We start from the raw sequence: 12,938 nt of genomic DNA, 5'->3' as shown, positions 1-12,938 counted from the left end.
TGTGTTCTTACCTTCCGATGATGAGGCTCATGGCCTCGGCGCGGGTGGCCGGGTCATGGAGTTGCCCGCGCACCGCGCTGGTGACGGTCTTGGCGCCCGGCTTGCGGATGCCGCGCATGGACATGCACAGGTGTTCGCATTCGACGACGACGATCGCGCCGCGCGGTTTGAGGTGGGTGACAAGGGCTTCGACGATCTGGGTGGTCAGGCGTTCCTGGACCTGGGGGCGGCGGGCGAACATGTCCACCAGCCGCGCCAGTTTGCTCAGCCCGGTGACCTTCCCGTCGTGCGAGGGAATGTAGCCCACATGGGCCACCCCGTGGAACGGCACCAGGTGGTGCTCGCAGGTGGAGTAGAACGGAATGTCCTTGACCAGGACCAGTTCCTCGTGGTCCAGGTCGAACGTGGTGGCAAGGATTTCCGCCGGATCGTGGTGCAGTCCGGCGAACATTTCGGTGTAGGCCTTGGCAACCCGCTTCGGGGTGTCCAGGAGGCCGCTGCGGTCAGGGTCCTCGCCGATGGCCAGGAGGATCTCGCGGACTGCCGCCTGGATCCGGGGCTGGTCCACAACGGTGCCGGGAGCGGACCCTCCCGCCGCCAAATCATCGGTGGCGGGAGCGTCGTCGTCGTCATTGAAGAAAGAAGTCACTGAAGAAGCCTAGCCGGGATGACCGTCGGGCCCGAGATCCGTTACACCGCCCTGGAACGGCTCCTGTCCGGAGACACCCTGGGCGTGCGGCGGGAACGTATCCAGCGGTTCCTCAAGGCGGGCTTCCTTGGCTTCTTCCTGGGCTTCCCGTTCGGCCTTCTCCATGCGGGATTCCACCGGGCCGATCTCCTGGATCGGGCGGGTCTCCTTGGAGAGCCAGATCTCGCGGAAATCGCGCTTCCGGATGTTGGTGAAGACCTGGGCGATTTCGGCCTGGTTAAGCGTCTCGCGTTCCAGCAGTTCGAGGGCCAGCTCATCCAAGACGTCGCGGTTCTCGATCAGGATCGCGTAGGCCTCGTCGTGGGCGCCCTCGATGAGTCGGCGCACTTCCTCGTCGACGATGTAGGCGATCTGGTCGGAGTAGTTGCGCTCGTGTCCGGCGTCGCGGCCCAGGAAGGGCTCGCCGCCGCCTTGGCCAAGGCGCACGGCGCCGACGCGTTCGCTCATGCCGAACTCGGTGACCATCTTGCGGGCGATCCCGGTGGCTTTTTCGATGTCGTTGGACGCGCCGGTGGACGGGTCATGGAAGACCAGCTCCTCGGCGACCCGGCCGCCCATGGCGTAGGCCATCTGGTCGAGCAGTTCGTTGCGGGTCACGGAGTACTTGTCGTTCTCCGGAACCACCATGGTGTAGCCCAGGGCGCGGCCGCGGGGCAGGATGGTGATCTTGGTGACCGGGGCCGAGTTCCGCAGCGCCGCGGCCACGAGGGCGTGCCCGCCTTCGTGGTATGCGGTGACTTTGCGTTCGTGTTCCTTCATAACGCGGCTCCGCTTCTGCGGGCCGGCCATCACTCGGTCAATGGCTTCGTCGAGGGCGCGGTCGTCGATCAGGTTGGCGTTGGAGCGGGCCGTCAGCAGGGCCGCCTCGTTGAGGACGTTGGCGAGGTCCGCGCCGGTGTAGCCGGGAGTCTTTTTCGCGACGGCTTTCAGGTCGACGCCGGGAGCCATCGGCTTGCCCTTGGCGTGGACCTTCAGGATCTGGTCGCGTCCGATCAGGTCAGGGGCTTCCACCGAGATCTGGCGGTCAAAGCGGCCGGGCCGCAGCAGTGCCGGGTCGAGGACGTCGGGGCGGTTGGTGGCGGCGATCAGGATGACGTTCGTCTTGACGTCGAAGCCGTCCATTTCAACGAGGAGCTGGTTGAGGGTCTGCTCGCGTTCGTCATTGCCGCCGCCGATGCCGGCGCCGCGGTGGCGGCCGACGGCGTCGATCTCATCCACGAAGATGATGGCCGGGGCGTTGGACTTGGCCTGCTCGAACAGGTCGCGGACGCGGGAGGCGCCGACGCCGACGAACATTTCAACGAAGTCGGAACCGGAAATCGAGAAGAAGGGAACGCCGGCCTCGCCGGCTACGGCTCGGGCCAGGAGGGTCTTGCCGGTGCCGGGCGGGCCGTAGAGCAGCACACCCTTGGGGATCTTCGCCCCGACGGCCTGGAACTTCGCGGGTTCCTGGAGGAATTCCTTGATCTCTTCGAGTTCCTCGACGGCTTCGTCGGCGCCGGCGACGTCGCTGAACGTGACTTGGGGCATGTCCTTGTTGACCAGCTTGGCCTTGGACTTGCCGAACTGCATGACCTTGGAGCCGCCGCCCTGCATCCGGGAAAGCAGGAACCAGAAGAGGACGCCCAGGAGGAGGACCGGGATCAGGAGGGAGAACAGTCCGGCGAACCAGTTGTTCTCGACCGGCTGGTCGGTGTAGCCGCTCGGCGGCCGGGAGTCCGTGACGGCCTGGACCACACTCTCGGCGCGGGCGTTGACGTAGTAGAACTGGATGTTCTTGCCCTTGTCCTGGCCGTCAACTTGGTAGTTTTCCTTCAGGACCAGGTCCACACGGTTTTCCGCATCGAAGATCTTGGCCTGTTCGACTTTGCCGCCCTCGGTCAGCAGCGCCAGACCCTTGTCGGTATCGACCCGGGTTGATCCGCCCGGGGATAGGGTGGCAAAGGCCAGCAGGAGCATGCCGATAACAACGACAATCCAGATGCCCGGGCCCTTGAAGAAACTCTTAGCTTTCATCTGTTCGGGGCCAGGCCCCGTCCCTCCTGGTAGTGCTGCACGGCGACTGATCTGCGCGCGTGGGGTGCTGCGTCAGGTTCTAGCTATACACCGTCGCTGTAAGTCACGCACGGAATGGATCAAAAGTTCCCTGAGGGCGTAGCGGGCACAGGAGAGGACCGGCCCGGACTGCGCCGGGCCCGTCCTGCCGGACCTGTCCCGCCTGGCGGGGGCCGCTATTCGTAGACGTGCGGCGCCAGGGTGCCGACGAAGTCCAGGTTGCGGTACTTCTCGGCGTAGTCCAGGCCGTAGCCCACAACGAACTCGTTGGGGATGTCGTAGCCGACGTACTTGACATCGATCTGGACCTTCGCGGCCGTCGGCTTGCGGAACGCCGTGCAGATTTCCACCGAGGCCGTGCCGCGTGACTCCAGATTGGTCTTGAGCCAGGACAGGGTGAGGCCGGAGTCGATGATGTCTTCGACGATCAGCACATCCTTGCCCATGAGATCCGTGTCGAGGTCCTTGAGGATACGGACCACGCCGGAAGACTGGGTGCCGGAACCGTAGGACGAGACGGCCATCCAGTCCATTGACACGTGGCTGTGAAGAGCACGGGCGAGGTCGGCCATGACCATCACGGCGCCCTTGAGCACGCCTACGATCAGCAGATCGCGGCCTTCGTAGTCCTTGTCGATCTGGGCAGCGAGTTCGGTGATCCGTGACTGGATCTGTTCCCTGGAATACAGAACATGCTTGAGATCTGACTGGACGTCGTTTGAATCCACCAATAACTCCTGTGTAGATGCGGGGGCGACTATATTTGGGGCGGTTTTTGAGGCCGGAATACAAGCTTCCCACAGCGGGCCGCTTCGCGGGGAACCCCTTCGGGCCCCGGCTTCCCCTCGGCGAGGAGCTGGGCGAGGGAGAGACGGTAGACGCTGACCCCGCCGGGGAGCTCCACGGGACCTGCCGACCCCTGCCGGCGGAGCAGTGCTTCCGCGGCGAGCAGGCGCTGGTAGCCGGGCTGCTGGCCTCCGACGGCGGCCGCGGCTTTCGCGATGACGCGGAACCGTATAGCCGGCGGCAGTTCGCGCAGGGTTCCCTCCGGGAGGCTGATGGTGGCACCGGATTGTTCCCGGAGCCGGGCATAGGTACCTTCCGCCACGTCTTCGAGGTAGTCGGCGTCAAGTTGCAGGATGGCGGCGGTGCGCGCGAGCGATTCGGCCACCCCCGGCCCCAGCTTCTCCTCCAGCAGCGGCAGAACCTCAACCCTGGTCCGGGACCTCGCAAACGCCGGATCGGCGTTGCTCGGGTCGTGCCAGGGGTCCAGGCCTTCAACCTCACAGATCGCGAGGGTGTCCGCGCGGCGCAGTCCCAGGAACGGCCGCAGCAGGCGGTCCCGGGCGGGCCGCATGCCGGCCAGGGAACGGGTTCCGGAGCCGCGGGCGAGCCCCAGCAGCACCTGTTCGGCCTGGTCGTCGAGGGTGTGCCCGAGGAGGATGGCCCCGGCGCCGGTGTCGTCGGCGGCAGCTTCCAGGGCAGCGTGGCGGGCGTCCCGGGCCGCCGCTTCCGGGCCCATCCCGGTGGACGCAACGTCGACGGTCCTGATCTGCACGGGCGAGAGCCCCAGTTCCCGCAGCGCGGCCGCCGCGGCAGCTGCGACGTCGGCGGATCCGGGCTGCAGCTGGTGGTCCACGACGACGGCTCCGACAGTAACGGGGTGGCCGTCCACGTGTCCGCGGCGGGCGAAGTAGGCGGCGACGGCGGCGAGGGCCAGCGAGTCGGGCCCGCCGCTGCAGGCGACCAGGACCCGTTCCGGGTAGCCTGCGTCGGCCAGCGCGTCCTGCAGCATTTTGCGCGCGGTGCCGACCACCGGCGCGAGCCGGCCGGGCCGGCGCCGTCCGCTGGATAGCTGTCCGCTGGAATGCCGTCCGTCGGAGAGCTGTCCGCTGGAGACGGGACTGGAAGTCACGGGAGTCAGTGCCCCATCCGTTCGAGCCAGAGCCTGGAGTCGTGGATTTCGGCCTCGCTCGGCAGGTGGTCGGCGGACTCCCAGACCTTGTTGAACCCCTCCATGCCGGCCACGTCCACCACTTCGCGGACAAACTTTGAGCCGTCGCTGTACTGGCGCATCTTGGCGTCCAGCCCGAGCAGGTTGCGGATGAACTTCTCGATCACGCCGCGGTCCTTCGCCCGGGAGTTGAAGCGCTGCCGGATGGTCTTCACGGACGGCACGATGCTGGCATCGACCGCGTCCATCACCACATTGGCGTGCCCCTCGAGCAGACTCATCAGCGCGGTCAGCCGGGAGATGGCGGCCTTCTCCTCGGGGTTCTGCAGCAGGTCGACGATGGCGCCCCGGCTGGGGGCTGCGCCGGTCGCCGTGCGGTCCTTGAGCGATTTCGCCGCGGCGGACGCCCGCTCCATCAGGGAGTCCATGTTGCCGAGCAACTGGCCGCTGAGGTTTTCGATCTCGTCCAGCATGTGGTGCCGCAGCCACGGCGCCGCGGCGAACTGCACCCGGTGGGTCTGTTCGTGGAGGCAGACCCAGAGCCGGAAATCTTCTGGTTCAACGTTGATTTCACGCTCGACGGAGATGATGTTCGGCGCCACGAGGAGCAGGCGTCCGGCAGCGGGGGCCGTGGAGTTCTCGGCGAGCGCCGAGAAGGGGTCGTACTGGCCCAGTACCTTGCTCGAAAGGAAGGCCAGGATGGCTCCGAGCTGGCTGCCCGTGATGGCGCCGCTGACGCTGGCCGCGCCGGGATTCAGGGTGCCGCGGCGGCCCTCGAGCATCTTTTCCATCGCCGGTTGGAGCATAACGGCGAAGCTCTGAGTGTTGGCCTTGGACCAGGACGCGCGGTCCACCACCAGGACCGAGGAATCGCGCAGGTCGCGGGCGGCCTCCAGCCCGGTGATGTCATGGACGTGCGGCACGGAAATGTCTGCCATGAGCCGCAGGTTGTCCACGGCGGCGCCGATCTCCGCCGAGCTGAGGGTGGGCCCGGCTGGTGTCAGCCGTGCGGCGGTGGAAGCGGCAAGCTCCCAGTTGATGAGGGCTTGGGCTTGGGCTGATGTCTCGCCGGCAGAGGACTCCATACGCTCCATCAGATCACAAGGGCAGGACAATGCGCCTTAAATTCGTCGGGCGCCGGCCGCAGACCCGTCAGCGGCAGCCGCAGCCGGCCAGGACGGAGGCGGTGCGGTCCAGCGCGGCCTTGTTCGCCGCACCGGGGGTCAGGCCGTTGCCGATGAAGGAAAACACCAGGAGCCGGCCGTCGGCGTCCACCACGTACCCGCTCAGCGCGATCACCGTGTTCAGGGTGCCGGTCTTGGCACGGACGAACCCCGCGCCGCGGGCCGTCGCCGCGTCCAGGTAGCGGTCCCCCAGGGTTCCGGTGAGCCCGGCAACCGGGAACCCGGCGAGGCCGGCACGCAGCCGGGTGTCCGCGCCCGAGGTGATGGCCCGGACCACTTCGGAGAGCTGCCGGGCGGAGACCTGGTTGGCGAGCGCCAGTCCGGAGACGTCGGCGGCACGCAGTGTGCCGGCGGGAATTTTCAGTTGTTCGAGCTGCTGCAGCACGGCTGCGACGGCGCCCTGGTTGCTCCCGGGCCGGCCGGAAGCGACGGCGGCCATGCGACCGATCGCCTCGGTGAGGTAGTTGTCCGAGGTGCGCAGGAGCAGGTCCACCTGCTGGCCGACGGTAGCGGACTGCACCTCGGCCAGGACCCTGCCTGAGCCGCTGCCCGCCGTCCCGCCGTCGCGTTGCGATCCGGCCGGAACCCGCGTGACGCCCGGCGCGACAGTCAGCCCGGCCGCGGGGGCGGCGGCCGCAAGCTCGGCCGAAAACGCCTTGGCGGCGCTCATCGCGGAGTCCTGGGGCCGGGGACCGGTGGTCTTGGCGGGGTCGAAGCGGGCCGAGTTCAGTGCCAGCGGGAACAGCGGAGCGACCTCGCCGGCGGCAACGTCCTCCGGGCTCCAGGCGGGGCTCAGCGCGGGGCCGGTGAAGAGGGAATCGTCCAGCAGCACCTTCACGGGGACTGAGACGCCGTCGTCCTTCAGTGCCCGGACTGTCGCCTTTGCCAGGCTGGCGAGCCCGGCATGGCCCAGCACGGCCTCCGGGGCTGATTCGCCGGCGCCGAGGAGCACGTCTCCGCCGCCCGTGAGCACCACCGATCCGGGGGTGTCGCCTGCCACGGCCGTGGTGCTGAAGCGGCGATCCGGGCCTAGCGTGCGCAGGGCCGCAACGGCCGTGAGGAGCTTCATGTTGGAGGCCGGCACGCGGACAGCGTCGCCGGACCGGTCGAAGAGGACCTCCCCGGTGGCGGCGTCCTGCACCACTCCGGTGAAGCTCCCGGCGCCGTCGACCTTCAGGGTCTGGTTGAGTTGCGCCGCGAGGGAGCCGGGCTCCGGGACGGGGGCCGTGGCAGTGAGCGGTTCGATACTGTCCGGGTCGCCGCTCTGGGCGCCGCCGGCGGACAGTGTGCCGGGGACCTGGTGCCAGGGCGGGGCGGACGGCCCCGCGGTTGCGGGAGCTGGGGCGCCGAAGAAGCCCGGTGCGACGGCCAGGCCCGCGGGGAGCGCGAGCGCCACGACCAGCAGGGTCTGGAGCAGCAGCGGAAGGCTCCGCCGCAGCGGCCCGGTCACCGGGTCCGTGCCCGCGGGGCTCGTTCTGCGTTTCATGCTGCTGCTGGTCCTTTAGTCCTGAAATGTCCCCATTAGTTCCTGAAACCAGGGCCTCTCGCTATATCCTCAATAGTAGTCGGCGGCACCGGCGCTGCTTTTTGTGGATGTCTCGGGTGCCGCGAACCCCCTGAAATCGTCAAGGAGCAGTCCATGAAGCATGACGTGACCATCGAGATCCCCAAGGGATCACGCGTCAAGTACGAAGTCGACCACGAGACGGGCCGCGTCCGCCTGGACCGCGTCCTGTTCACCTCCATGCAGTACCCCACGCACTACGGTTTCTTCGAAAACACCCTCGGTGAAGACGGCGATCCGCTGGACGCCCTGGTGCTGCTGCAGGACTTCGACCTGCACCCCGGTGTCATCGTTGAGTCCCGCCCCATCGGCGTGTTCAACATGACCGACGACGGCGGCGGCGACGCCAAGGTCCTCTGCGTGCCGGCCGACGCCCGTTTTGATCACATCAACGAGATCAGCGACGTCAGCGAGTTCCTCATCAGGGAAATCGAGCACTTCTTCACCCGGTACAAGGACCTGGAGCCCGGCAAGTGGGTCAAGGCCGAGGGCTGGGGTGACCGCGCCGCCGCCGAGGCCGAACTCGAAGCCTCCATCAAGCGCTACGTCCCGCACACGCACTAGCGTTTTTCAACTCCAACGCGGGGTCACCTACCGCTTATCCGGCCAACGGATACGGGCGGTAAGTGACCCCGTGTTGCCGTTAACCGTGCTGTTGCCGTTAAGCGACGACGGCGGCTGCCAGTCCCGGGTCAGGAATGTATGAAATCGTGGGCTCATGAACGTCGCCCCTGCTTTTAGCCCTCCCTGCGGTCCGGTCACCGGATGGCGTGACGGTGACGTGGTGCGCGCCACCGGAATCCCCTACGCCAAGGCGGGGCGTTTCCAGCCGCCCGCGAGCGCCCCCGAATGGACCGAAGTCCTGGCGGCCACCGCCCTGTCCCCGGCCTGCCCGCAGGGACCGGTCCCGTTCCTGGACGACATCCTCGGCACCCGCTACGGAGAGCTCCCCGGCAGCGAGGACTGCCAGCGGCTCTCGATCACCATGCCGGCCGGCCTCACCGCGAACGAGCGCGTCCCGGTCATGGTGTGGCTCCACGGCGGCTCCTACACCTCGGGCTCCGGCGACCTCGCCATCTTCGACCCCCGCGCACTCGTCGCGGAAAACCGGGTCATTGTGGTGTCCGTGACGTACCGTCTGGGCCTGTTCGGCTACCTCGCCACCGGCACCGGCCGGCCCGCGAACCTCGGCCTGCTGGACCAGCTTGAGGCGTTCCGCTGGGTCCAGCGCAATATCGGCGCCTTCGGCGGCGATCCGGGACGGGTCACGGCCTTCGGCCAGTCCGCCGGCGGCGACGCCGTCGCCCACCTCATGGCGACGCCGGAGGCCCCCGCCCTCTTCCAGCGCGCCATCATCCAAAGCGCACCGCTGGGCATTGCCCGGGGCCGGGGAAAGATGAGCACCGCCATGGGCATCGCCGCTGAAACCGTCACCGAAGACACTCCGGCGATGGACGTCGTCGAAATCGAAGGGCACGTATCGCAGGTGGCCCGGAAGTTCGGGCTGATCGCGGCCATGCCGTTCGGCACCCAGTATGGGCACGCCCCCTTGCCGCCGGAATCCGGTATTGACGACGCCTGGAATGCCACGGCCACCGGGATCGAGGTCCTGATCGGCCACACCTCCGAGGAAGCCCGGCTGTTCCTGCCGCGCAACCGCGCGGTCAGCCTCCTGACCAGGGTCCCGGTGCTCGGGGCCGCCGCGGTCAAAGCCATCAACTGGGCCGTGACGGAGGCGGTCTACGGCCGGTCCGCCCGGAAGTTCGCCCGCCGGCACGCCCAAGCGGGCGGCACGGCCTACAGCTACGTGCTGAGCTGGGCGGCGCCGGGAAACGTCTACGGCGCCGCGCACACCGTGGACCTGCCGCTCCTGTTCGGAAACAAGCAAACCTGGGCGGGAGCCGGCCTGCTGGCGGGTGCCTCATGGGAGGAAATCAACGCCCAGGGCCGGGCCCTCCGCGCCGTCTGGGCCCGCTTTGCCGCGGGAGACGGCCTGGACAGCCGCGGCGGTCTGCCCGGTACCCTGCGGTACCACTCGGTTTAGTCCGGTGACGGTCATGGTTCCGGTTGCCTTCGGGGGCGGGACGCGGTGAGGACACTCGGCGTCGACCTTGCCGCGGCGACCCGGAAAACCGCGGCCGCCGTCATCGTCTGGGGCAACGGCACCGCCCGCCTGGAGCACCTGGCCCTCGACGTCGGCGACGCGGAGATCGTGCGGCTCTTCGGTGCCAGCGACATGACCGGGATCGACTGCCCCGTGGGCTGGCCCGACGCCTTCCTGCCTTTCCTTGCCGGGCATCTGGCCTTTCAGCCGCAACCCGTGCTGGACTACGACGGAATCGAGGGCCGCCGGCTGCTGGCGTACCGGGACACCGACCGCTTCGTCACCGCCCGGACCGGGCTGATCCCGCTGAGCGTCTCCGCCGACCGGCTGGCCCATCCCGCGATGCGCTGCGCCGTCATCCAAGCCAAAATCGCAGTGGTTCACGGACCGCAGGCCAGGGACGGCGGCGGCCGGCTCGCGGAGGTGTATCCGGCGGCGACGCTGAAGTCCTGGGGTCTGCCGGCCCGCGGCTACAAGGGGCGCGGCGGCGCCGAGGCGCAGCGGCTGGCCGAGATCCTGGACGGCCTGACGGCGGCTGCGCCGTGGCTTGACCTGGCCGGACACCGGGAGCAGCTGGCCGGCTCCGATGACATGTTCGACGCGCTCATCGCCTCCCTCACTGCGCGGGCCGTGGCCATCGGCGCGACGCTCCGCCCGGATGCCGGGCATGCCCGGGCGGCCGTGACTGAGGGCTGGATCCACGTGCCCGCCGGCGGGCTGGACGAACTTACCGGCGGGCTGGACGGGCTCCCCGGAACCCGGCCGTAGCGGGGCGCCCTTGTAGCAGGGGCTACTCGACGCCGAGGGTCCAGCCGCTGATTTCCTCCGAGTCCTCGCCGTGGTCCCGGGTGTGGTTGTGCGCCCGGATGCGGCTGTCCTGCAGCGCCTGGCGCAGCAGCGAATGCTTCTCCGCCAGGCCCGGCACCCGGTCGATTGCGTCGATGGCGAGCTGGAAGCGGTCGATCCCGTTGAGCATGGCCATGTCGAACGCGGTCGTGGTGGTGCCTTCTTCCTTGTAGCCGCGGACGTGCAGCCCGTCCTGGTTCGTCCGCCGGTACGACAGCCGGTGGATCAGCGACGGATAGCCGTGGTAGGCGAAGATGATGGGCTTGTCCGCCGTAAAAATCCCGTCAAAGTCCCGTGACGTCAGGCCATGCGGATGCTCGTTGGCATCCTGGAGCCGCATCAGATCCACCACGTTGACCACCCGGATCTTCAGCCCCGGGGCACCGGCCTTCAGCAGTTCCGCCGCGGCGACCGTCTCCACCGTGGGCACGTCTCCGGCGCAGGCCAGCACGACGTCGGGCTCCTCGCCGGGGATTTCGGAGCCGGCAAACTCCCAGATCCCCAGGCCGCGCTGGCAGTGGTGCGCTGCCTCGGCGGGGCCCAGCCACGTCGGCGAGGGCTGCTTGCCGCTGACCACGATGTTGACGTAGTCCCGCGAGCCGAGGCAATGCTCCATCACCGAGAGCAGGGTGTTCGCGTCCGGGGGAAGGTAGACGCGGATGACCTCGGCCTTTTTGTTCACGGCATGGTCGATGAAGCCGGGATCCTGGTGCGAGAAACCGTTGTGGTCCTGCTGCCAGACGTGCGAGGACAGCAGGTAGTTGAGCGAGGCCACCGGCCGGCGCCACGCCAGTTCCCGGTGCACCTTGAGCCACTTGGCGTACTGGTTGAACATCGAGTCGACAATGTGGATGAAGGCCTCATAGCAGCTGAACACGCCGTGCCGCCCGGTCAGCAGGTAGCCCTCAAGCCAGCCCTGGCACAGGTGTTCGCTGAGGACCTCCATGACGCGTCCGGCCCGGGCAAGGTGTTCGTCGAGTTCATCGATCCGGTACTGCCACACCTTGTCCGTGACCTCGTAGACGTCCTGCAGCCGGTTGGATGCGGTCTCGTCCGGACCGAACAGACGGAACGTCTCCGGGTTCTGGCTGATCACATCGCGGAGCCAGGAGCCCAGCGTGATCATGGCACTGACCCGCTCCACTCCCGGCCGTGCCACCGCCACCGCGTGGTCCTCATACTCCGGCAGCTTGAGGTCCCGCAGCAGCACGCCGCCGTTCGCGTACGGGGTGGCGCTCATCCGTAAGGGGCCAGCGGGGGCGTTCGCCGCGACGTCCGGGCGGAGGCGCCCGGCGTCGTCGAAGAGTTCGTCGGGACGGTAGGACTCGAGCCACTCGCCCAGCTGCGCCAGATGCTCCGGGTTGGTGCGCACTTCGGACAGCGGCACCTGATGGCTCCGCCACGTTCCTTCCACCGGCAGTCCGTCGACCACCCGGGGGCCGGTCCAGCCCTTCGGCGAGCGCAGCACAATCACGGGCCAGCGGGCCGCGGGGGCGTCCCCGGCTGCCACGCCGCCGGGTGATTCGCCGCTGCCGGCCGCGCTCCGGCGCGCCGCCTGGATGTCCCGGATCTCCGTGAGGCAGCGGTCCAGGACGGCGGCGAAGTCCCGGTGCGCAGCCGCGGTGCCGTCCGGGTGGCCCACCGTCACGAAGTGCGGCTCGTGCCCGTAGCCGCGCAGCAACTGCTCCAGCTGGGCTTCGGGCATGCGGGCAAGGATGGTGGGATTGGCGATCTTGTAGCCGTTCAGGTGCAGGATGGGCAGCACCGCTCCGTCCGCCACGGGGTCCAGGAAGTTATGGGAGTGCCAGCTCGCGGCCAGCGGCCCGGTTTCGGCCTCGCCGTCGCCGATGACGACGGCGGTGATCAGGTCCGGGTTGTCGAAGACGGAGCCGTAGGCGTGCGCCAGGGAGTAGCCCAGCTCTCCGCCCTCGCTGATGGAGCCCGGGGTTTCCGGGGCAGCGTGGCTGGGAATGCCGCCCGGGTAGGAGAACTGCCGGAAGAGTTCGGCCATGCCGGGTTCGTCGTCGCCGACGTTGCTGTAGATCTCGGAGTAGGTGCCCTCCAGCCAGGCGTTCGCCACCACCGCGGGGCCGCCATGCCCCGGACCGGCGATAAACAGCATGCTCTGGTTGTCCCGGCGGATGACCCGGTTCAGGTGGGCGTAGACGAAGTTGAGCCCCGGGGTGGTGCCCCAGTGGCCCAGCAGCCTGGATTTCGTGTCCCCGGCGCTCAGGGGTTCGCGCAGCAGGGGGTTGGAGCGGAGGTAGATCTGCCCTACGGACAGGTAGTTCGCGGCCCGCCACCAGCGGTCCACCAGCGCCAGTTCGGCCTCGTCGCCACCCGTCCGCCAGGCAGTCTCCGGCACAGTTTCGGGAGCCCGCCCCTGGGTGCTGCTGACGACTGGATCGGCGTCGGTGGTCTGGTCACGGGTCTGGTCACGGGTCACGGGATTCCTCACTTCACGGGGGACTTGGGCGGCGCGCAACCTCCATCGCAACATGTCCCCGGGGCGGACACAAGCC

At 68.4% G+C, this 12,938-nt stretch carries 10 protein-coding genes; 3 read left to right on the top strand and 7 right to left on the bottom strand.

All coding sequences use genetic code 11. From position 1 onward, the window contains the following. Positions 1-7: 7 nt before the first annotated feature. From folE to dacB, 6 genes are all read right to left on the bottom strand, one after another. Positions 8-649 (bottom strand): GTP cyclohydrolase I FolE, encoded by a 642-nt coding sequence (gene folE, locus AC6EUH_RS03910; protein ID WP_499737873.1) that lies wholly within the window; start codon positions 647-649, stop codon positions 8-10. A gap of 9 nt (positions 650-658) precedes the next feature. Next, positions 659-2,725: an ATP-dependent zinc metalloprotease FtsH gene (gene ftsH / locus AC6EUH_RS03905; RefSeq protein ID WP_499737872.1), complete on the bottom strand. Its 2,067-nt coding sequence runs from the start codon at positions 2,723-2,725 to the stop codon at positions 659-661. A 215-nt stretch (positions 2,726-2,940) separates the two neighbouring features. Then, positions 2,941-3,492 (bottom strand): hypoxanthine phosphoribosyltransferase, encoded by a 552-nt coding sequence (gene hpt, locus AC6EUH_RS03900; RefSeq protein WP_056428288.1) that lies wholly within the window; start codon positions 3,490-3,492, stop codon positions 2,941-2,943. A 29-nt stretch (positions 3,493-3,521) separates the two neighbouring features. Next, positions 3,522-4,559 (bottom strand): tRNA lysidine(34) synthetase TilS, encoded by a 1,038-nt coding sequence (tilS, locus tag AC6EUH_RS03895; protein ID WP_499737973.1) that lies wholly within the window; start codon positions 4,557-4,559, stop codon positions 3,522-3,524. A gap of 125 nt (positions 4,560-4,684) precedes the next feature. Beyond that, the gene (locus tag AC6EUH_RS03890) at positions 4,685-5,803 is read right to left on the bottom strand and encodes a zinc-dependent metalloprotease (protein ID WP_499737871.1); all 1,119 of its coding nucleotides are present in this window, start codon (positions 5,801-5,803) and stop codon (positions 4,685-4,687) included. Between the two features lie 67 nt (positions 5,804-5,870). Next, positions 5,871-7,388, bottom strand: coding sequence for a D-alanyl-D-alanine carboxypeptidase/D-alanyl-D-alanine endopeptidase (dacB, locus tag AC6EUH_RS03885; RefSeq protein ID WP_499737870.1), 1,518 nt, complete (start codon positions 7,386-7,388; stop codon positions 5,871-5,873). 153 nt (positions 7,389-7,541) lie between these two features. On the opposite strand from dacB, the gene AC6EUH_RS03880 reads away from it, so the two are divergent. The 3 genes from AC6EUH_RS03880 (at position 7,542) to AC6EUH_RS03870 (ending at position 10,338) form a co-directional block, all read left to right on the top strand. Then, complete coding sequence (locus AC6EUH_RS03880; protein WP_056428296.1) at positions 7,542-8,030, top strand: inorganic diphosphatase; 489 nt, start codon at positions 7,542-7,544, stop codon at positions 8,028-8,030. Between the two features lie 154 nt (positions 8,031-8,184). Next, positions 8,185-9,510 (top strand): carboxylesterase family protein, encoded by a 1,326-nt coding sequence (locus AC6EUH_RS03875; RefSeq protein WP_499737869.1) that lies wholly within the window; start codon positions 8,185-8,187, stop codon positions 9,508-9,510. A 45-nt stretch (positions 9,511-9,555) separates the two neighbouring features. Then, a complete protein-coding gene (locus tag AC6EUH_RS03870; RefSeq protein ID WP_499737868.1) occupies positions 9,556-10,338 on the top strand; it encodes a DUF429 domain-containing protein in 783 nt (260 codons plus the stop codon). Positions 10,339-10,360: 22 nt separating this feature from the next. Here AC6EUH_RS03870 and AC6EUH_RS03865 read toward each other — a convergent pair whose 3' ends face one another. Continuing rightward, positions 10,361-12,781, bottom strand: a complete 2,421-nt coding sequence (locus AC6EUH_RS03865; protein ID WP_499737972.1) for a phosphoketolase family protein — start codon at positions 12,779-12,781, stop codon at positions 10,361-10,363. Positions 12,782-12,938 lie beyond the last annotated feature (157 nt).

The organism is Arthrobacter sp. 001422645 (genome assembly GCF_059816125.1).
This window is presented reverse-complemented; position numbering and strand designations above follow the sequence as displayed.

Bases quoted from the DNA above. Each gene is read 5' to 3' on its own strand.
- ftsH (WP_499737872.1), bottom strand. From the start codon at position 2,725: ATGAAAGCTAAGAGTTTCTTCAAGGGCCCGGGCATCTGGATTGTCGTT.
- tilS (WP_499737973.1), bottom strand. From the start codon at position 4,559: ATGCTGCAGGACGCGCTGGCCGACGCAGGCTACCCGGAACGGGTCCTG.
- AC6EUH_RS03890 (WP_499737871.1), bottom strand. From the start codon at position 5,803: ATGGAGTCCTCTGCCGGCGAGACATCAGCCCAAGCCCAAGCCCTCATC.
- dacB (WP_499737870.1), bottom strand. From the start codon at position 7,388: ATGAAACGCAGAACGAGCCCCGCGGGCACGGACCCGGTGACCGGGCCG.
- AC6EUH_RS03880 (WP_056428296.1), top strand. From the start codon at position 7,542: ATGAAGCATGACGTGACCATCGAGATCCCCAAGGGATCACGCGTCAAG.
- AC6EUH_RS03875 (WP_499737869.1), top strand. From the start codon at position 8,185: ATGAACGTCGCCCCTGCTTTTAGCCCTCCCTGCGGTCCGGTCACCGGA.